The sequence below is a fragment of the Uliginosibacterium gangwonense DSM 18521 genome (assembly GCF_000373965.1).
GTDB classification, from domain to species: Bacteria; Pseudomonadota; Gammaproteobacteria; order Burkholderiales; family Rhodocyclaceae; genus Uliginosibacterium; species Uliginosibacterium gangwonense.
Map to the genome: position 1 here is coordinate 62,979 of NZ_KB892864.1, position 19,477 is coordinate 82,455.

General features: G+C 57.5%; 17 protein-coding genes. 5 read left to right on the forward strand and 12 right to left on the reverse strand.

Annotated elements, in window-relative coordinates:
- The first annotated feature begins 150 nt into the window (after window positions 1-150).
- The 4 genes from B145_RS0117790 (at window position 151) to B145_RS27680 (ending at window position 5,185) form a co-directional block, all read left to right on the forward strand.
- Window positions 151-1,041: an NAD-dependent epimerase/dehydratase family protein gene (locus tag B145_RS0117790; RefSeq protein ID WP_018609137.1), complete on the forward strand. Its 891-nt coding sequence runs from the start codon at window positions 151-153 to the stop codon at window positions 1,039-1,041.
- Between the two features lie 370 nt (window positions 1,042-1,411).
- Window positions 1,412-3,031, forward strand: a complete 1,620-nt coding sequence (locus tag B145_RS0117795; protein ID WP_018609139.1) for a methyl-accepting chemotaxis protein — start codon at window positions 1,412-1,414, stop codon at window positions 3,029-3,031.
- Between the two features lie 518 nt (window positions 3,032-3,549).
- Window positions 3,550-4,287 (forward strand): PAS domain-containing protein, encoded by a 738-nt coding sequence (locus B145_RS27675; RefSeq protein WP_018609141.1) that lies wholly within the window; start codon window positions 3,550-3,552, stop codon window positions 4,285-4,287.
- A gap of 25 nt (window positions 4,288-4,312) precedes the next feature.
- On the forward strand, window positions 4,313-5,185 hold the full coding sequence (locus B145_RS27680; RefSeq protein WP_018609143.1) for a methyl-accepting chemotaxis protein: 873 nt from the start codon (window positions 4,313-4,315) through the stop codon (window positions 5,183-5,185).
- A gap of 88 nt (window positions 5,186-5,273) precedes the next feature.
- Here the strand turns inward: B145_RS27680 and B145_RS0117805 are convergent, their stop codons facing one another.
- The 3 genes from B145_RS0117805 to B145_RS0117815 form a co-directional block, all read right to left on the reverse strand.
- Window positions 5,274-6,053, reverse strand: a complete 780-nt coding sequence (locus tag B145_RS0117805) for a PhzF family phenazine biosynthesis protein (RefSeq protein ID WP_018609145.1) — start codon at window positions 6,051-6,053, stop codon at window positions 5,274-5,276.
- 19 nt (window positions 6,054-6,072) lie between these two features.
- On the reverse strand, window positions 6,073-7,335 hold the full coding sequence (tagH, locus tag B145_RS27685; protein ID WP_018609147.1) for a type VI secretion system-associated FHA domain protein TagH: 1,263 nt from the start codon (window positions 7,333-7,335) through the stop codon (window positions 6,073-6,075).
- 147 nt (window positions 7,336-7,482) lie between these two features.
- On the reverse strand, window positions 7,483-7,878 hold the full coding sequence (locus tag B145_RS0117815) for a winged helix-turn-helix transcriptional regulator (RefSeq protein ID WP_018609148.1): 396 nt from the start codon (window positions 7,876-7,878) through the stop codon (window positions 7,483-7,485).
- A 117-nt stretch (window positions 7,879-7,995) separates the two neighbouring features.
- On the opposite strand from B145_RS0117815, the gene B145_RS0117820 reads away from it, so the two are divergent.
- Window positions 7,996-8,523: a nuclear transport factor 2 family protein gene (locus B145_RS0117820; RefSeq protein WP_018609150.1), complete on the forward strand. Its 528-nt coding sequence runs from the start codon at window positions 7,996-7,998 to the stop codon at window positions 8,521-8,523.
- 66 nt (window positions 8,524-8,589) lie between these two features.
- On the opposite strand, the gene ftsB is transcribed toward B145_RS0117820, so the two are convergent.
- The 9 genes from ftsB to flhA form a co-directional block, all read right to left on the reverse strand.
- On the reverse strand, window positions 8,590-8,883 hold the full coding sequence (gene ftsB, locus B145_RS0117825; RefSeq protein ID WP_018609152.1) for a cell division protein FtsB: 294 nt from the start codon (window positions 8,881-8,883) through the stop codon (window positions 8,590-8,592).
- A gap of 154 nt (window positions 8,884-9,037) precedes the next feature.
- Window positions 9,038-10,324 carry a phosphopyruvate hydratase gene (eno, locus tag B145_RS0117830; protein ID WP_018609154.1) on the reverse strand — a complete coding sequence of 429 codons (1,287 nt, stop codon included), beginning with the start codon at window positions 10,322-10,324 and terminating at the stop codon, window positions 9,038-9,040.
- 270 nt (window positions 10,325-10,594) lie between these two features.
- A complete protein-coding gene (kdsA, locus tag B145_RS0117835) occupies window positions 10,595-11,434 on the reverse strand; it encodes a 3-deoxy-8-phosphooctulonate synthase (protein ID WP_018609156.1) in 840 nt (279 codons plus the stop codon).
- Window positions 11,434-13,074, reverse strand: coding sequence for a CTP synthase (locus B145_RS0117840; protein ID WP_018609157.1), 1,641 nt, complete (start codon window positions 13,072-13,074; stop codon window positions 11,434-11,436). Before B145_RS0117840 ends, kdsA begins: the two co-directional genes overlap by 1 nt.
- 109 nt (window positions 13,075-13,183) lie before the next feature.
- Window positions 13,184-13,933 carry a flagellar motor protein gene (locus tag B145_RS0117845; RefSeq protein WP_018609158.1) on the reverse strand — a complete coding sequence of 250 codons (750 nt, stop codon included), beginning with the start codon at window positions 13,931-13,933 and terminating at the stop codon, window positions 13,184-13,186.
- A 40-nt stretch (window positions 13,934-13,973) separates the two neighbouring features.
- Window positions 13,974-14,738, reverse strand: a complete 765-nt coding sequence (locus B145_RS0117850) for an RNA polymerase sigma factor FliA (RefSeq protein WP_018609160.1) — start codon at window positions 14,736-14,738, stop codon at window positions 13,974-13,976.
- A 142-nt stretch (window positions 14,739-14,880) separates the two neighbouring features.
- Window positions 14,881-15,666: a MinD/ParA family ATP-binding protein gene (locus B145_RS0117855; protein ID WP_026259267.1), complete on the reverse strand. Its 786-nt coding sequence runs from the start codon at window positions 15,664-15,666 to the stop codon at window positions 14,881-14,883.
- A gap of 2 nt (window positions 15,667-15,668) precedes the next feature.
- Window positions 15,669-17,189, reverse strand: a complete 1,521-nt coding sequence (gene flhF / locus B145_RS0117860; RefSeq protein ID WP_018609162.1) for a flagellar biosynthesis GTPase FlhF — start codon at window positions 17,187-17,189, stop codon at window positions 15,669-15,671.
- Window positions 17,190-17,377: 188 nt separating this feature from the next.
- Complete coding sequence (gene flhA / locus B145_RS0117865; protein WP_018609164.1) at window positions 17,378-19,477, reverse strand: flagellar biosynthesis protein FlhA; 2,100 nt, start codon at window positions 19,475-19,477, stop codon at window positions 17,378-17,380.

Below are 19,477 nucleotides of genomic sequence, written 5' to 3' on the forward strand. Positions count from 1 at the left end.
GATCGAACCACCTTACTTCACAATAACTATTTATATGAAATGGTTTTCCGCCCGTCAGAATAAGGATGCCGAATAGTCAGATAAATCTATAACGCAATCGCGGCCCCTGCACACAATGGCGCCCATTTCCCTGGACTGAATTGGCTCTACATGAAAATATTGGTCACTGGCGCAACCGATCTGATCGGCAGTTACATTACCGTTCGCTTGGCGCAAGAAGGCCATGAAGTGCTCGCCGCGTGTTCCCGTAAAGTACCGGCTCTGGCCAAGCGTGCTGGCGTGAGCTGCATCAGCATGGATATGACCCGCCCGGAGAGCTGGCCCAAACAGTTAGCCGGTTGCGATGCACTGATCCATGTCTCCCACGGCTGGGGCGCCACCGGCCCACAGATGCTGGCCGCAGACACAGCCACTTCAGTCGCCCTGTTTGAAGCCGCCCGCAGCGCGGGTGTAGCCCAGGTGATCTACACCAGTTCCACCACGGCCAATGGCGAGGTGGATGTGCTCAACGATGAATTGCGACAGAATCGCCCGGTGGATCTGTTTGGGGCCACCAAAGCAGCCACCGAGATGTACGCCCGCGCCTACGCCTTCTCCGGCGGCCCACGCATGCAGATCGTGCGCCCCGGCTACGTGTTCGGCGAACCCATCGTCAAAGGATGTGACGCAGAATTTGACCAACGCTTTATCCATATCTGCCGGGCAGTCAAACGGGGAATCCCCATCCGCCTGACCCAGCACGATGGCACCCAGTTCATCCACGCCCATGATGTGGCAGAGGTGTACCTGTCGCTATTAGGGTTCCCGGAACAATTCTCCATCCACTACGCCCTATCCAGCGAGTGGGTATCCTGGGCCAGCATCGTCGAAATGGCCATGGAAGAAGCTGGCGAAAGCGTGCCGATTCAATTGGATAATCGCCAATACAGCCCCCTGCCCTATCTATTTGATGTGCGCAAAATCGAGGAAGATTTCGGTCTGTCGTTCGACAATGAAGAGCGGCTGCGCGACCACGTGCGCTGGGCGTTGAGCCTGGACTGAGCCCTCTGCCAGCCGGGCAATCCGAAGATTTGCGCAAGAGACCAAGCGTGGTGATACCTGATTAACATTTGTTATTACCGCGTATGCCCGAAACCTGATTAGATTCGGCGCAGACTGATCACTCACGGGCATGCCCGATCAGACAGTCAAGAAACGCCGGGGACACTCGATAGAGAAGTAGCTTGTAAAGTGCTGGTCCCGGTAGTTTTTTGACGGGGGTTTGAGCACATCCCCCGTAGCCCAAAAAGAAATCCGCATACTATGGCAAGCGCCTTGAAAGGTTTCACAAATCCTTCATGGCTTCCTGCGTGCAAAGGCGCCACCACGGCACACATCGTTGTATCGTTTTACTGAGAGGAAACAGCAAGTCATGAAGCTCACCATTGCCCTACGCATCATCCTCATGATCGGCATGTCTGCTGTGGTCGCCTTGGTTGTTGGCCTGGCGGGCCTCGCTTCCTCTGCATCACTGTCTGAAGCCTTGAGCAAGGTTCAAACTGACACCCTGCCGAGCGTTGAAACACTCTACCGGGTTCAAGCCCAAACCCTGCGCCTGCGGGTCCACATCCTCAACCATGCGCTGAACACCGATCAGGATGCCCTCAAGAAAATTGAGCAGTCCCTGAACAAAAGTGCCGATGTGCTCAAAACCGAGCTTGCCAATTATGAAAAGCTAGCGGACCCTGGCAAGGATCAGGAACTCTTTGCGGCGGACAAGGCAGCTACCGACGCTTTTCTGGCAACCCTCGAGCCCGCCCTGGAGAAATCCCGTAACAATGAAAACGAGGAAGCGCGCAAGATCATCACTTCGGTGGTCATCCCTGCTTCTGCCAAACTCAGTTCCGCCATTGATGAGCACATCAAGTTCCTCGACAAAATGGCAGAGGAAAGAAGCCTCTCCGCTGCTGAGAAGGAAAAGCGGGCAAGCTTTACATCCTGGACCGTCATTGTTGTGGGCCTGCTGCTCATCGTCGCCACTGGTCTGCTCCTGTTGCGCAGTATTCGTAAGTCATTGCATGCCATGCATGTGGCCATCACACAGATCGAGCATGAACGTGATTTTCGTGTCCGTGCCCCCGTGCATGGTCACGATGAGTTGGGCAACATGGCCCGCACGCTCAACCGCCTGATCGAGTCGATGCAGACGAGCCTCAAGCAGATCTACGACAGCGCTGGCAAAGTGGCACAGTCCTCAGAGCACATGGCAGAGACCGCTCAACAAGTCGCTGAAACCTCGGGCCAGCAAAGTGCTTCTGCTTCCGATATGGCCGCCGCCATCGAACAGATGACGGTCAGCATCAGCCATGTAGGAGACCGTGCCAGCGAAGCCAATCTGCTCTCGCAAGACTCGGGCAAACTGGCCAAGGATGGCGGACGGGTGATCGGCCAGACCGTACAGGACATCAATGAAATCGCCACCCAGGTCAATAACACCAGCGAGCGCATCCGCGTGGTGGAGGTAGAAACTGACAAGATTTCCTCCGTTGTAGCGGTTATCCGCGATGTGGCCGACCAAACCAACCTGCTGGCACTGAACGCAGCCATTGAGGCCGCCCGCGCAGGCGAACAAGGGCGTGGCTTTGCCGTCGTGGCAGACGAAGTCCGTAAGCTGGCCGAACGCACCGCTACCTCCACCCACGAAATCGCCTCAATGATCGAAGGTGTGCGCGGTGGCGCCAAAGATGCAGTGGCCAGCATGGAGCAAGTCGTTGTACGCGTGAACGCTGGTGTCATGCGGGCGGGAGACGCCAACCGCGCCATCGACCAGATTGGCAAGACCAGCGAACAGGCGGTCGAGATGGTCAGCGAAATCACCAGTGCCATCCGCGAGCAAAGCGCGGCCAGCACCAGCATTGCCCAGCAGGTTGAGCGCATCGCCCAGATGGCAGAGGAAAGCAATGCGGCGGCCAGCGAGAGCGCCTCGGCCGCGCATGAACTGGACAAACTTGCAGCGTCCATGCAACAGGTTGTCAGTGCCTACAAGCTTTAAGCACCCTGTTTATGATCTTACTGGGAGGCTGTGATCAGGGCTCATGCGCAGCGCTTCACGCTGCCTCTCGCTACAGAGTGTACAGCCTCTACAGCACCTTCTTGATTGGCCACAAGCCGCCTGAAAGGCTTGTGGCGAATCCATGTGAGCCTAACAAAAGCCTGTTTGCCGTCTGGTTATACACGTCAGGCTCAAGTTCTGCGATGGCGGTATCACCGAAATCTCACCAGATGAAAACAGCATAATTCACAGCTGTTTTTCCTGCCCCACTCACCAAGCAAAGCCGAACCCCAGGAGACTCGTTCCTCCTGATCCAGGCATTCATGCCAAGTTAAATGGCATAAATGTGCCACAAAGTAGTGCAAATTTTTTGCACCAGATTAAAGCAAATATTTCCCTATTTAGACTATTTTGCAACTTTTGGTGGAGCATGCGCACTTACTGCCCGTTAGGGCGGAAGATGGAAGCAATGGCAAATATTCGCCAATCTATTTTAAATAAAGGCAGAAAGAATATTTATGCGCAAGAACCTCCCCGTCACGGCAGTGGAAACGGTTTTGCCCACGAATGTGTTCATCTACTCGCGTACTAATTTGAAAGGGCAGATTACTGAAGCCAATGCTGCATTTGCTGAGATCAGCGGTTTTGCACCTGATGAAATGGTGGGGCAGCCTCACAACCTGATCCGTCACCCCGATATGCCGCCCGAGGCTTTTGCGGATATGTGGGACAACCTCAAGGCAGGTCGTCCCTGGAAGGGCGTGGTCAAGAACCGGCGTAAGGACGGTGGCTTCTACTGGGTGGAAGCCAATGTCTCCCCTATGCGTGAAAACGGCCAGATCACCGGCTACCAGTCTGTGCGCTTACGCCCCAGTGCCGAACAGATTGCCGCCGCCTCAGCCGCCTATTCCCGTATCCTATCCGGGGATACATCAATCCGCATCGAAAATGGCCGTGTCATCAAGCGCCACGGCGCATTGGTGGAATATCTGCTCTCCTTCCAGTTCCGCGTCCAGGCACTTGCCCTGCTCTCCATCCTGGCAAGCGCACTGGGGGCCAGTCATGCTTTGTGGCCCGATGCCGGATTGGGTACATGTGCAGCAATATTCTGCATTGCCAGCCTGCTCGGCGCCCTGTACCTCATGCTTGCCTATCTGCCCAGCGTATTCAAGGATCTGCGCAGCATTGGCGACGGAATGGAAAGTGTGCTCACCAAAGGGGATCTGCTCACCACACTCACCCCCCCATCGGCATGACCTGATCGGCAGCGTAGCAGGCAAAGTGGATATCCTGATTGCCTCCACGCGCGCCACGCTACAGATCATCAGCGACGCCTCACGCGAAGTGGCCGAATCAACCACAATATTGAATCAACATATGGGATCGCTGGTGGATTCGTCCGTCCAGCAAAGTCGCAACACCTCCTCAGCAGCCGCTGGCATAGAGGAAATGAGCGCCTCCATAGAGGAAGTCGCCCACCGCATTGATGAAACCCATGCTGCCGCACAGGAAGTAGGCAACAGGGCCAACAACGGAGCTGAATTGTCGGAGAAAGCCTGCGACACCATCAGTGCCCTGTCCAACACGGTGGCGCACTCTGCCGAAACAGTGGAACAGCTTGGCCAGCGAACTGAAGAGGTCGGCAAGGTGGCGGCCGTCATCAAAGAAATTGCCGATCAAACCAACCTGCTCGCACTCAATGCTGCCATTGAAGCCGCCCGTGCGGGCGAACAGGGGCGAGGCTTTGCCGTCGTGGCCGATGAAGTGCGCAAACTCGCAGAGCGCACCACGCAGGCCACACGTGAAATCGACGCGATGATTGGCCGTATCCAGGCCGAAACGGGCAATGCAGTGGAAAGCATGCGCCAGAGCGCCTCACAGGTCAGCCAGAGTGTCGCCCTGGTGCATGACGCACAAGCGGCGCTACTGGCCATCAATTCGCAGATGGATGAAACGCTCAGCCACGTCTCGGACGTTTCCCACTCCGCGAGTGAACAAACGCTGGCGATGCAGGATATGTCTCGCAACCTGGAGAATATTTCCAGCCAGACCGACGAAAACCTGGTTGTGGCGCATCAAACGGGCGAGACGGCACACACGCTGGAGCAAAACGTTAGCAAGATGAAAAAGGCCATCGGTCAGTACAAGGTTTAAGGCTTTCTACCCACGCTGGCTTGCATGCCCACCGGCTCTGCAAGCCAGCATCGCCTTCCAGCTCCGGCATCGCCAGCGGGTAAAGCCGCTAGAGCATGAGCTGACCGGCCATAAAGGTGACAGCCTGCCCTTCCAGACACACCGATGTGTCATTCCATTCGCAGCGCAGCTCACCTCCCCGCGCTGAAAGTTGCCGGGCCAACAGGCTTTGCTTGCCGAGACGCTGACCCCAATAGGGTGTGAGCACGCAATGGGCAGAACCCGTCACAGGGTCTTCTGGCACACCCATTTTCGGTGCAAAGAAACGGCTGACGAAATCAACCTTGTCGCCCGCTGCCGTAACAATCACGGCTCGACACGGCAGTTGGGCGATACGCGAAATATCCGGGCTCAGGTGGCGCACAGTGGCTTCGTCAGCCAGCACCGCAAGATAGACATCCGTCTCAAGCAAGGCCAATGGCTGCACCCCCAATGCCGCCACCAGTTCTGCCGGGATGGCTGCGCTGGGCCGGGCATGGTGCGCAGGCAGCGTCAGTCGGTAGGTGGCTTTTGCAGTACGCTCAACGCATAGAGCACCGCTGAGGGTATGGAACGTGATCTGTTTTCCTTCGTATCCCATATGCGTAAAAAGAACATGCGCGCTGGCAAGTGTGGCATGGCCGCAGAGCTTGACCTCTGCCGCCGGGGTGAACCAGCGTAGGTGGAAGCATTCCCCCTCGGGAACAAAGAAAGCAGTTTCCGACAGATTGTTTTCCATGGCGATGGCTTGCAGCAAGGCATCATCCAGCCATGCATCCAATGGGCATACAGCAGCGGGGTTTCCTGCAAAGAGTTTTGAGGTAAAGGCATCAACAACGTACTGCTGCATGGGGCTTCTCCAAGAGGGATTACGACGGTTTTCTCCGCGCCTGTGCCTCTTCGGCCAGCCGCTCTACCTGCTCTTCATAGGCGCGCAGAAATTCCTCACCAAACAGGGCGTGAAAGTCTTCTTCTGCTTCGCTGGAAATCTGTTCAAAATGCTGCTCATAGGCGTCCCACAGCTTGGCCTTCCGGTTGGCGGGCATCACACTGTCAAAGAGACTCTTTGCGCTCAAATTGTTTTCCAGCGCCTGTGGCTGGAAACGGGCGAGCAAGCCATCGAGTGCTGCATGCATGCCGGCAACCACACCCAATTGATGGGCCTTGATATCATCATACGCATCCTGCATCGATTCAACCGGCCCCATGAAACGTTCTGGGGCCTGGGGTGCAAACATCTGGCTGAGCGCAAAATTGGCATCCGGGCACAGTTTGAGCGGATTGTTGTTGCGGCTGACAACTACGGTAGCCACCGCGTGCACATTACGTTTCATGGCCGCACGCGTCATCAACAACTGCACCGTACCACGCACTGCCTCACCAAAGCTTACGCCAATCTGCTCCATCAATGCTGGAGTCATCCCTCCCGCCACGTTCAAGCCCGGCACATTCAAACCTTTCAGGAAGGCTTCCAGCAAGACTTGGGTATTGATATCGGAGGCTGGAGCCTGATTTACAGGGGCTCTCTCCGCAGGCTGCCCAGCGACCAGCGCCGACAAGGATGCTGCGCGCTCACTTGCCAATGGCATTAACTCCGCATTTTCCAATGGCGTGAATTCGAATTCCAGTTCCAACTCATCCAACGCAGCTGGGGTCGGCTGTGGCAGCCTGACTTCAGGCGTCGGGGGTACGGCAATCTGGGGCAATACCACGGCCACCGGCGTCGGTAGCGTGCTTGCTGGCAACGCGTGTGTGGGTGCCACGTCAGACACAGGTGGCGTGGCTGTATGCGGCTTGCTCATGGCTGCGACCTGCGAACGATGTGGCAAGCTCACCTGCAGCTGATATTCGGCCATGCCGATCATGTCACCATCTGCAAGCAGGGCACTATGCCCTTTGCCGAGGGGGCGGCCATTCACCGTGCTCGGGTTGCCGCCTTGGTCAAACAGCAGGTACTCGCCCCCCATATAGCGGATGACGCCTTGTACGCGTGAGAGGTGTCGGTCCGGGTCCGGCAGCACCAACTGATTGGCAGCGTCCCGCCCAATCGCCCCCGCCTGCCCATCCAGTTCCATCACCAAAGACTCGATGATGGAGATCCCTTTGTAAGTCAGCACCGAAACCCGCAGCATTTATCCTCCCGACACGGTCATGTTGCGTTCAAGCTATCCATTCCAGCACAAAAAGGGGCTGAAACTCAATTGCTGTTGGTGGAAGCACGGTAAAAACATTGCACCAATGATGTCAAATACATAAACTATCGGTGCAGTACCTTCATATCAAGCAGGTTCCGAATCACGCGCTCCGTCAAAATACACTCTGGCCTGGCGGATATCGGCATGATGACGCTCTGCCCACTCAACCAAACCCAGCAATGGCACCATGATTGATTCCCCTAACGACGAGAGACGATATTCCACGCTGGGCGGTTTGGTCGGATAAACCCGACGTTCGATGAGTCCGTCACGTTCCAGCTCACGCAAGGATTGCGTCAACATGCGCTTGGAAATATCTGGAATGGCGCGATGCAATTCGCTGAAACGCTGTGCCTGGGCTTGCAGGGTCAGCAAAATAAGTGCCGTCCACTTGTTGCCGATATGGTCGAGCACATCCCGTACCGGGCAGCGCGAGGGATCAAGCTCTGATGCAGCATCTTTGGGGAGCGGGTTTGCCACGGCAAGGTGGTTTCCTTCAGATAACCTGGGCACGAAAAACTGCCTCCTTATCAAGTGCAAAAGTGGTCTCTATCATAGACCTACCCTCATACAGAGACCATTAAATCAGGAGAAAACATGCATTCCCCAAAAATCCACCTGTCTCGTAAATTTGCCCGCCTGCTCATGGCACTAGCACTTGCAATCTCAATGCCCTTGCTTGCCCCCGCCCATGCACAGGAGGCAGTGGTGGGCGTACAAGACGCAGAGGCCCTCTTCACCAGCCCGGACCCGAAGCTCGCCGCCAACAAACAAGTGGTTTATCACATTGTGCGTGATCTGCTGGAGGCGGGGCATTGGGATCTGGCCGACAAGTATCTGAGCGAGCGTTACATCCAGCACAATCCAAATGCAGCTTCGGGGAGAGCCGGAGTGGTGCATTACTTTGTGGATGTACTCAAGGTCAAGCCCAGCCCCATTCCGGCAAAGATCACGACGCCGATTGTCGCGGTACTGGCTGAAGGCGATCTGGTGGTTGTGGTCTATCCGCAAGTGGTCAAGAACGAGGCCGACCCGAGCAAGAGCTACAGCACAACGTGGTTTGATATGTGGCGGATCAAGGATGGCAAGGCAGACGAACACTGGGACCCTGCCTTGAAGGAATGAGCCAAGGCAACACACAAGCTCTGACCGGGTATGGGTCACACGCCCGGTAAAAGGCTCAGTGAATTCTCAGTGGGTCTTATCCGCGCTGATCGGCTCCGGTATCTGCACAAATACTTCGCCGGGTTTAACGAGCCCCAACTCGAAACGGGCCTTGTCTTCAATCGCGTCGTAGCCTGATTTGAGGTCTTTGACCTCAGCCGCCATCTCAGCATTGCGCAAGGCAATCTTGTCGTTCGCTTCCTGGAGCACAGTAAGCTCATGCTCCGCCTTGCGTACATGCTGCCAACCGCCATGGCCGAACCAGAGCGGATATTGCAATGCACACAACAAGAGGAAAAAAATCAAAGCAGGCCAACGCATGGATCAGATATTGCCATAAAAATCAAAATGATGACCAGCACCACCTGCATCTGGGCAAAGGGCAGCCCACCTGCAACACGGTGATCACAACTTCAGCCGCACAAAAAAAGCGCCCCCGAAGGAGCGCTTTTTGCGAATCCCTTACAACCGGCAATTACTTGCGCAGGTTGTAGAAGGTGTCGCGGCCCGGGTACACAGCCACTTCGCCGAGATCTTCTTCGATACGGATCAGTTGATTGTACTTGGCAATACGGTCGGAACGGGAGAGCGAACCGGTCTTGATCTGACCAGCGGACAGGCCCACGGCGATATCGGCGATGGTGCTGTCTTCGGTTTCACCGGAGCGGTGGGAGATCACGGCAGTGTAACCCGCGCGCTTGGCCATTTCCACGGCGGCGAAGGTTTCGGTCAGGGTGCCGATTTGATTGACCTTGATGAGGATCGAGTTGCAGATGCCCTTGTCGATGCCTTCCTTCAGGATCTTGGTGTTGGTCACGAACAGGTCGTCACCCACCAATTGCACCTTCTTGCCCAGGCGGTCGGTCAGGATCTTCCAGCCGTCCCAATCTTGTTCGGCCATGCCGTCTTCGATGGAGATGATGGGGAACTTTTCAACCAGCTTGGCCAGGAAGTCGACCTTTTCAGCCGGGGTCAGGGATAGCTTTTCGCCTTCCATTTCGTACTTGCCGTTCTTGAAGTACTCAGAAGCGGCACAGTCCAGACCCAGCACAACTTCTTCACCAGCCTTGTAGCCAGCAGCAGCGATAGCTTCCATGATCAGTTCCAGCGCTTCGATAGCACCAGAGACGTTCGGAGCGAAACCGCCTTCGTCACCCACGGTGGTGGGGTAGCCCTTCTTGTCGACGATCTTCTTCAGGTTGTGGAAGATTTCAGCGCCACAACGCACGGCTTCGCGGAAGGTCTTGGCGCCAACCGGCAGAATCATGCATTCTTGGAAGTCCAGGCTGTTGTTAGCGTGGGCACCGCCGTTGATCACGTTCATCATCGGCACGGGCAGGCACATTTGGCCCGAACCACCGAAGTAACGGTACAGGGGCAGGCCAGCTTCTTCAGCAGCAGCCTTGGCCACGGCCATGGACACGGCCAACAGGGCGTTGGCGCCCAGGCGGCTCTTGTTGTCGGTGCCGTCCAGGTCGATCATGACCTTGTCGATGTAGGCTTGTTCTTCAGCATCCAGACCGATGATGGCTTCAGCGATTTCGGTGTTGATGTTTTCAACAGCCTTCAGCACGCCCTTGCCCAGGTAACGGCTCTTGTCACCGTCACGCAGTTCGATGGCTTCACGCGAGCCGGTGGAAGCGCCAGACGGCACAGCGGCACGGCCCATCACGCCGGATTCGAGCAGCACATCGGCTTCAACGGTAGGATTGCCGCGAGAATCCAGGATCTCGCGGGCAATGACGTCAACAATTGCACTCATGTCTATTTTCCTTTGTTAGATAAATTCTTCCAGCGGTTCGGCCATGCTGCCTGATGTGGCCCTGCTCCAAGAGCCAGAACACATCCTGCATGCGGGTCCGTCACTCTGACCGATGCGCAAACCTCGCAATTGTACACAATCTGAACCAATTAGGTTTGACTGAACACATAAAGCGTAGCGGCACGCATCGGCAGCGGTTCTGCACGGTAAACCCGTAACGATAATGATCGCAGCCTACAACGACACTATCGTTAAACCCTTATACACGCATCACAAACTCAATTCGGCAAAGCCATCCCGTTTGACCAAGGTATCAATGGCTTTCAGCGTAGCGAGCAACTCACGCATCTTGCCAAGCGGCCAGGCATTCGGCCCATCGGACAAGGCACAGGGCGGATTCGGGTGGGTTTCCATGAACACTCCGGCCACACCGACGGCCACCGCTGCGCGTGCCAGCACCGGCACATGTTCGCGCTGACCACCGCTCTTGTCCCCCTGCCCGCCCGGCAACTGCACCGAGTGGGTAGCGTCGAAGACGACCGGGCAGCCCGTCTCGCGCATGATCGCCAAACTGCGCATGTCCGAGACCAGGTTGTTGTAGCCAAAAGAAGCACCACGTTCGCAGACCATAATGGTGTCAGCCCCGCCGTTGGCTTCCTTGGCCTTGTCGACCACGTTCTTCATGTCACCAGGAGCCAGGAACTGCCCCTTCTTGATATTCACCGGTTTGCCACATGCCGCCACGGCATGGATGAAATCGGTCTGGCGACACAGAAAGGCGGGTGTTTGCAGCACGTCCACCACGGCGGCCACGGCTTCCACTTCGTCTTCACTGTGGATGTCGGTCAGCACCGGCACACCCACCTTTTCACGCACTTCGGCCAGAATATCCAGCCCGGCTTGCATGCCAAGGCCACGGAAGCTCTTGCCGGAGCTACGGTTGGCCTTGTCGAAGCTGGATTTGTAGATGAAGGGAATCCCCAGTTCGGTGGTGATTTCCTTCAACTGGGCAGCGGTCGACAGGGCCATCTCGCGTGACTCGATCACACAGGGGCCAGCGATCAGGAAAAACGGGTGATCCAACCCGGCTTCAAAACCACACAACTTCATTATTTCTTCTCCCGTTGTGCAATAGCGGCCTTCACGTAGGCGATGAACAAGGGATGGCCAATGCGAGGATTGGAGGTAAATTCAGGGTGGAACTGCACCCCGACAAACCACGGGTGGGAGTTTTCACCCGTTTGTGGCAGCTCCATCATCTCCGGCAGATCTTCGGTCGGCGTGCGGGCACTGATGATCAGCCCGGAAGCCTCCAGACGCGGCACATAGACGTTATTGACTTCGTAGCGGTGGCGATGACGCTCATTAACGCTTGAACCATAAATGCTGGCGGCCAAGGTGGTGGGTTTGATCGGGCAACGTTGCGCGCCCAGACGCATGGTGCCACCGAGGTTGGATTTTTCGCTGCGGCGCTCAATGCGGCCTTCACGGTCTTTCCACTCGGTAATCAACGCCACTACAGGGTGCGGGCCATCCGGCTCAAACTCGGTGCTGTTGGCCCCTTCCAAGCCAGCCACATGGCGGGCGAACTCGATGGTTGCCAATTGCATGCCCAGGCAGATACCCAGGTAGGGAATCTTGTTCTCGCGGGCGTAACGGATCGCCAGAATCTTGCCTTCGGTCCCGCGCTTGCCAAAACCACCAGGCACCAGAATAGCATCCATGCCGTGCAGGGCATCGCAACCGTTCTTCTCAATGTCTTCAGAATCCAGGTAGTGCAGATTGACCTTGCTCTGCGTGTGCAGCCCGGCGTGCTTGAGCGCTTCGATCAAGGACTTGTAGGATTCGGTCAGATCCACATACTTGCCCACGAAGGCGATGTCGACTTCGTGCTGAGGATTTTCCAGCGCGTAGACAAGCTTTTCCCAGATCGAGAGGTCTGCTGCCTTGGCAAGGATATTGAGCTTGTGGCAGACGATCTCGTCGAGCATCTGCTCGTGCAGCATGCCCGGAATCTTGTAGATGGAGTCAGCGTCCATCACTTCGATGACGGCTTCGGGCATCACGTTACAGAACAGCGCAATCTTGCGGCGCTCTTCCACGGGAATTTCACGGTCGCAACGGCACAGCAACACATCCGGCTGAATACCGATCTCGCGCAAGTCCTTCACCGAATGCTGCGTCGGCTTGGTCTTGAGTTCGCCAGCGGTAGCGATGTAGGGCAGCAGTGTCAGATGCAGGAAGCAGGTGTTCTGGCGCCCTTCTTCGATACCCATCTGGCGAATGGCTTCCAGGAACGGCAGGGATTCGATATCCCCTACGGTGCCACCCACTTCGATGATGGCCACATCCGCGCCTTCTGCACCACGCTTGATAGAGAGCTTGATCTCATCGGTGATGTGCGGAATCACTTGCACCGTTTTGCCCAGATATTCGCCGCGACGTTCCTTGCGGATCACGCTGTCGTAGATCTGGCCTGTGGTGAAGTTGTTGCGCTTGGTCATCTTGGCGCTGGTAAAGCGCTCGTAATGGCCGAGGTCAAGGTCAGTCTCGGCACCGTCTTCCGTGACGAATACTTCGCCATGCTGGAAGGGGCTCATCGTGCCTGGATCGACGTTGATGTAGGGGTCTAGTTTGAGATGAGTGACACGGATACCACGTGACTCGAGAATGGCCCCGAGAGAGGCCGCAGCGATGCCTTTGCCCAGCGAGGACACGACACCGCCAGTGACGAAGACGTACTTGGTCATGGGTCTTTGAGCTGCAGGAAAACGCGATGATACAGCAGTGCCCCATTTGGCTCAAATCCTACTGAGGGGGCAGCGACAAAAATCCCCTCAGAACCTTCTCAGGATTGCCTCAACGGTGATGAGCAATGTAACCCGACAGGCGCGACTCGATCAGCCGTGGGTTGTCGCCATGGGCAATGCCCAACACGCCGTCAAGGATCATCTCGCGCACAGCCACCAGATGCGCAATGATGCTCATCAGCTTCTTGGACATGGGCAAAAAGATCAGGTTCGCCGCCCCCACCCCGTAGATCGTTGCCACAAAGGCCACTGCGATCCCGGCCCCCAGCTTGGCGGGGTCGGTGAGGTTTTCCATCACGTGGATCAGCCCCATCACGGCCCCCAGAATACCAATGGTGGGCGAATAGCCCCCTGCGGCTTCCCAGATCTTGGCGGCATGTTTCATTTCCGCCTCCCAGGCGTCGATTTCCACCTCCAGCACCTGCTGGATGCGTTCCGGGTCGATACCATCGACGAGCAGTTGCAGCGCCTTCTGCACATAGGTGTCCGGCTGGGTGGCAATACGGGATTCCAGCGCCAGCAAGCCCTCGCGGCGGGCGACACCGCTCCAGGCCACCACTTGGGCGATCACCTCATGCGCATTGGTTCTGGGCGGGTGGAATATCCACACCACCATGCGGCAGCCACGACTAAAGACACGCCAAGGGCTCTGGAGCAAGACCGCGCCAAAGGTTCCCCCCATCACGATCATGAAGGCGGTGGGCTGCAACAGCGAGCCAATATGCCCGCCTTCCACAATTTGCCCGACGATAATGGCAGCCAGCCCGGTAAGCAGGCCGACAATACTGATCAGATCCACGTCATCCCCGTTCGCGCCAAAGTATCACTGCGCAGTATCACTACGCCGCGTTGGCAGGTTGCCTGCCCCGTCGGCCATTGCGGGTGCCTTCTTTGGATGCCCCCGAGATGCGCGAACGCAGACGCGCAATCGCCTGGCTGTGCAGCTGGCAGACACGCGACTCGGACACCCCCATCACCTCGCCGATCTCCCGCAGGTTGAGGTCTTCTTCATAATACAGGCCCATCACCATCTTTTCACGCTCGGGCAGGTCTTCAATGGCCTGAACCAACACCGCGCGCATGTTGCTGTTCTCCAGCAGCGTCAACGGGTCCATGGCCTCGCCCACTATATGGCGTTCCAGGAAATCGTCGTCGTCCTCTTCGCTGAAGTCTTCGAAATACACGAGCTGATAGCCGCGTGCCTCCTGCAACATCTTCTGGTACTCCGCCAGACTCATGTCCAGCGCCTGGGCCAGTTCTCCCTCACTGGGTTGGCGACCATGCAACTGCTCAAGCGAGTGCACCGCAGTTTCAATGCGACGCATTTCCCGGCGCAGGCTGCGCGGCAGCCAGTCGTTCTCACGCAGACCATCCAGCATGGCACCACGGATGCGCTGCACCGCATAGGTTTCAAACTGCGCGCCCAGCCCCTCTTCGTAGCGTGACATGGCATCCAACAAGCCAAGCATGCCATTCTGGATGATGTCCTCCACCTGCACGCTGGCGGGGAGCTTGGCCATCAGATGATAGGCGATGCGTTTGACCAGCGGCGCATAGCGCGCAATGAGCTGGTCCTTATCCAGTGTTCCAGCCGCGTTATACATTGTTTCCCTCTCCATCACGGCCAGCAATAAAGCGCCGATTACAGCATAGGTTCACCATAAAGGTCTTTGCCACCATTATGCGGCCTCTTTGCCCTGTTGGTCGATGCAGAGCATCATGAACGGCACTTCTGTCATTACATATTTACAAGTGTACGTGTTTGGGCCTCCAGTTGGCCGGGCGCTGGGCAGGATTGGCCGCAGCAAGACTGAGGCGGTTCATGAATTCGCTGGATTCTGCACCACCACTCTGACTCAGAGCTTGAGCCAGATCGCCCGCAAAGCGCAAACTCACCCGCAATTGGTCGCGCACCACACGATGCAGGTTGGCAGCCATGTGCTGGGCCTCACGGCTATCGCCCTGGGCAAAAACCACCGTGGCCACTTCAGGCTGACCATAGTGAGCCAGTTGCTTGAGCGTAGCATACGCCGCCGTGACTGACTCAGGCCGGGTGTCCGTGACCAGAATCAACGCCGGGGAAGCCAGCAGCAATGGTGACACGCCCAAGGCATCTGCCGGACGGGTCACGACAAACCATTCCCGGTAATGGCGTTGCAGATCCTTGAACAAACCCAGAATCCGTTGGTTGAGCATGCGATCGCTGCCGAGCATGGTCGTCAGCCGGGAAATTGCAGCCAATTGCAGATTAGGGCCAACATCCACGAGGCAATCACTCGGCATGAGTTGGCCCTGTGCGGCCTGGAGCAGATCAAAGCGGGGGGATGCGTGGAGCGCATCCGCCAGATTTCCGTAGGCACCCCATTCATCAAGCGCGAGAATGGCCTCGCCCATGCTGGCCCGCTCCACGATCTGCCGGGCGACCCAGGGCATCACTGCTGCGCAGCACGGCACCAGCCCAACCACCCTGGGCGGGGTGGTGTGGAACAGGCGACGCAGCCCGGCGGCTTGATCGTATTGTTCGCCCAGCATGCTTACATCCTCCTCGCAACGCTGTTACGGTTATCTTGTGGGGCAATGGACATCAGCAAGGCAGCATCCGCCGAATCCAGCTTGAAGGGGGATTCACCCGCCAGTTCCCGCATCGCCCGATGCACCAGATAGCTCTTGTTCGGCGCATGCAGGTCTTCCGGCACACGCTGTCCGTTGGCGATGTAGTACATCCGCAGTTCATGCCGGATCGCCACATCCAGTGCTGGGGCAAGCGAGCTGGTTTCATCCACCTTGCTGAGAATACAACCCGCAAGATCCGGGCCGTCGTAGGCGGCCACAACGTCATCAAGTGTGTCGCCACGCACCGTGGCGTTGAGCACCAGCAGGCGGCGCACATTACCTGCACTGGTCAGCATGGCGACCTGATCCACCACCATCTTGTCGCGCTGGCTCATGCCAATGGTATCAATGAGGATCAGATGCTTCTTGCGCAGGTCCTGCAAGGTCTGGCGCAGGTCTGCCGCGTCACGCACCACGTGCACGGTCACCCCCAGGATGCGGCCATAGATGCGCAACTGTTCGTGCGCGCCGATCCGATAACCATCGGTCGTGATCAGGGCCAGCTTGTCAGCCCCATGCCGCACCACGCAACGGGCTGCGAGCTTTGCCGTGGTGGTGGTCTTGCCGACCCCGGTCGGGCCGACCAGGGCATACACCCCGCCCCGATCAATGATGTCTGCATCGCTCTGGGCCAGAGGCAACATCCGGTTCAAACCATTTTTGACGTGGTTGCGGGCATCCTGAAACGAGGCGGCACCTTCCACGCCTTCAGTCAGGCTACGCGCCAGTTGAGCAGAAAAACCCACTTCGAGCAGTTCGCTCATCATCTGCACGCGGGCTGGGGCATTGCGCGACATCTCGCTCCAGGCAAACCCGGCTAGTTGGCGTTCGAGCATGCCACGGATCGAGGAGAGTTCATTCATCAACTGCGCATTGGTCGCTTCCAACGCCTGCACACGGGCGCTGTCACCTTCGTCCCGGCGCGCTGCCACAGCAGGCGCTTGGGGGACCACGGGTGCTGGGCGCACTGGCGCCTCGTCGATGTATTCCCCTTGGGCATTGACGCGTGGCGGATTGAAAGGCCGGATCACCGGGGTTTGTGGCGCCCGGTCTTGCAGGTTGCCACGTTCGCGCATCATCTGCGCATCATGCTCGCGGCTGACTGTGCTGGCCGGTGCGAAGCCTTGCCGGACCTGATTTTCCTTGGCGAGCCGGGCAATATGCTGACCCAGGGTCACGGTGAAATCCCCATCATCATCTGCCACAGCAGGGGCTGGAGCAGGTGCGGCCACAGGCGCAGGGCGTGCAGGTTCGACAGGCGCACGGGTCTGGCGCACAGAAGCAGACAATTCATGCATCTGGTCGGCAGGCATGGCGACGATCTCAACCCCCTGCTCCACCTGGCGATTGGACAGCACGACTGCATCCGGCCCTAGATCTGCCTTGAGCGCAGCCAGCGCCTCACGTGCCGTTTTTCCGATATACCGTTTTACATTGACCATGACGAGAAACCTCCTGTTGCGCTACCCGCGCACCAGCCGACCGGGGGTTTTACAGCTTGCATGGTTCAATTATTGGCTGGAATCATCCATTTCGAGCGCGGGAACAAACAGGGAAATCCGCGTCTATTCCGGCAGAATCTGCCGCAGACGCGGCAAGTGGGAACATGGACGCAGCACGGTTTGCCGCTTTAGGTCCCCACCACGGCCACCACACGGATAGTGCGCGACTCAGGTACCTCGGAATGCGCGATCACTTTGAGGTTGGGCACAGCCCGGCGCAGGAAGCGCGCCAACAACCAACGCAGATTGTTGGGCACCAGCAGAACAGGCGGCAGGCCAAGGTCTTCCTGACGCTGCGCGGCACTCGCCGTCTCGCGCAAGAGGGTGTCAGCCAACCCAGGTTCGAGCACCCCAGCATCGGCGTGTCCGCCTTGCATGGTCTGGTTGAGCACACGTTCCAGCGACGGGTCGAGCGCGATAACGCCCACATCCGTCGAGCCAGGGAACAATTGCTGGATGATGGCGCGGCCCAGCGCCATGCGCACACGGGAAGCCAGTTCGACCGCATCCTGATTGCGCGGCGCCCACTCGGCCAGGGTTTCAACAATCGAGCGCATGTCGCGGATGTTGATGCCTTCTTCGAGCAGATATTGCAACACGCGTTGCAGGGTGTGCAGCGGCAGCACCTTGGGCACCAGATCTTCAACCAGCTTGGGCGACTCTTTGGCAATGTGGTCGAGCAGCGCCTGGGTTTCCTGCCGCCCGAGCAGATCGGCCGCATGGCTCAGAATCACGTGGTTCAGGTGGGTCGCCACCACAGTGCTAGCATCCACCACCGTGTAGCCCAGGGCATTAGCCTGATCGCGCCGGGCCAGATCAACCCATACCGCAGGCAGGCCAAAGGCCGGGTCTTTGGTCTGGTTGCCCGGCAAAGGCCCCGCCACACGCCCGGGATTGATCGCCATGAATTGGCCCGGATACGCTTCGCCCGTCCCCACCTCCACGCCTTTGAGGGTAATGCGATAGGCATTGGGCTTGAGTTCGAGGTTGTCACGGATATGCACAGGGGAAGCAAGAAAACCGATTTCCTGTGCAAATTTCTTGCGCAAACCCCGGATGCGTTTGAGCAGCTCACCATCCTGATTCTTGTCGACCATCGGGATCAGGCGATACCCCACTTCCAGCCCCAGCACATCCACCGGCATCACGTCAGCCCAGCTTGCTTCCTGCGACTCATGCGGCTGCGGTGCGGTCTGCACAGGTTGTGCCTCGGCGGCGGCCTCTGCCTCCTCGACGATGCGTTTGCCAAGGAAACGGGCGAGTGCAAACAGCCCTGCTGCCAGCAGCAGGAAGATGAGGTTTGGCATGCCCGGAATCATCCCCAGTACACCCAGCAGAATGGCCACCAGCATCAATACACTGGGGTTGGCAAACATTTGACCGACGAACTGCTCGCCAATGTCTTTGTCATCCCCCACCCGGGAAACCACCATACCGGCAGCCACCGAGATGATGAGTGAAGGCAACTGTGCCACCAGCCCATCGCCCAGAGTAAGCAAGGTGTAGTTGTCAAGCGCGCGCGGAAAATCCATATTGTGCTGCACAACACCAACAATCAATCCGCCGATGATGTTGATGATCATGATGAGGATGCCTGCCACCGCATCGCCGCGCACGAATTTCGAGGCACCATCCATGGCACCATAGAATTCAGCCTCCTGCGCAATCTCGGAGCGGCGCCGCTTGGCTTCCTTGTCATCGATCAGGCCCGCATTCAAATCGGCATCAATCGCCATCTGTTTGCCGGGCATGGCATCCAGGGTGAAGCGTGCGCCCACTTCAGCGATCCGCCCGGCACCCTTGGTGACCACCACGAAATTGATCACGGTCAGGATCACGAACACCACCACGCCCACTGTGGTGTTGCCACCGACCAAGAAGTGGCCAAAGGATTCGATCACCTTACCCGCAGCATCCGGCCCGGTATGCCCTTCCAATAACACAACCCGAGTAGAGGCAACGTTCAATGACAAACGCAACAGAGTGGTGACCAGCAATACAGTCGGGAATACCGAGAAATCCAGTGGTCTGCGAGTGTACATCCCCACCAGAAGCACGATCATCGATAATGCAATGTTGAAGGTAAACAGCACATCCAGCATGAAGGCCGGCAGCGGCAGCACCATCATCGACAGCACCATCATCAGCAGGATGGGCGCTGCGAGTTGGCGGATGTTCGATATCGAGAACATCTGCCGCATGTCAAAGGTGTTCTGGTTGGTCGCCAT

What these genes read in the sequence shown, in the direction of transcription:
- B145_RS0117850 (WP_018609160.1), bottom strand. Translation starts at nt 14,738, where the DNA reads ATGTATAACGCGGCTGGAACACTGGATAAGGACCAGCTCATTGCGCGC.
- tagH (WP_018609147.1), bottom strand. Translation starts at nt 7,335, where the DNA reads ATGCTGCGGGTTTCGGTGCTGACTTACAAAGGGATCTCCATCATCGAG.
- B145_RS0117820 (WP_018609150.1), top strand. Translation starts at nt 7,996, where the DNA reads ATGCATTCCCCAAAAATCCACCTGTCTCGTAAATTTGCCCGCCTGCTC.
- flhA (WP_018609164.1), bottom strand. Translation starts at nt 19,477, where the DNA reads ATGGCGACCAACCAGAACACCTTTGACATGCGGCAGATGTTCTCGATA.
- ftsB (WP_018609152.1), bottom strand. Translation starts at nt 8,883, where the DNA reads ATGCGTTGGCCTGCTTTGATTTTTTTCCTCTTGTTGTGTGCATTGCAA.
- flhF (WP_018609162.1), bottom strand. Translation starts at nt 17,189, where the DNA reads ATGGTCAATGTAAAACGGTATATCGGAAAAACGGCACGTGAGGCGCTG.
- B145_RS27675 (WP_018609141.1), top strand. Translation starts at nt 3,550, where the DNA reads ATGCGCAAGAACCTCCCCGTCACGGCAGTGGAAACGGTTTTGCCCACG.
- kdsA (WP_018609156.1), bottom strand. Translation starts at nt 11,434, where the DNA reads ATGAAGTTGTGTGGTTTTGAAGCCGGGTTGGATCACCCGTTTTTCCTG.
- B145_RS0117840 (WP_018609157.1), bottom strand. Translation starts at nt 13,074, where the DNA reads ATGACCAAGTACGTCTTCGTCACTGGCGGTGTCGTGTCCTCGCTGGGC.
- eno (WP_018609154.1), bottom strand. Translation starts at nt 10,324, where the DNA reads ATGAGTGCAATTGTTGACGTCATTGCCCGCGAGATCCTGGATTCTCGC.
- B145_RS0117805 (WP_018609145.1), bottom strand. Translation starts at nt 6,053, where the DNA reads ATGCAGCAGTACGTTGTTGATGCCTTTACCTCAAAACTCTTTGCAGGA.
- B145_RS0117795 (WP_018609139.1), top strand. Translation starts at nt 1,412, where the DNA reads ATGAAGCTCACCATTGCCCTACGCATCATCCTCATGATCGGCATGTCT.
- B145_RS0117855 (WP_026259267.1), bottom strand. Translation starts at nt 15,666, where the DNA reads ATGCTGGGCGAACAATACGATCAAGCCGCCGGGCTGCGTCGCCTGTTC.
- B145_RS0117790 (WP_018609137.1), top strand. Translation starts at nt 151, where the DNA reads ATGAAAATATTGGTCACTGGCGCAACCGATCTGATCGGCAGTTACATT.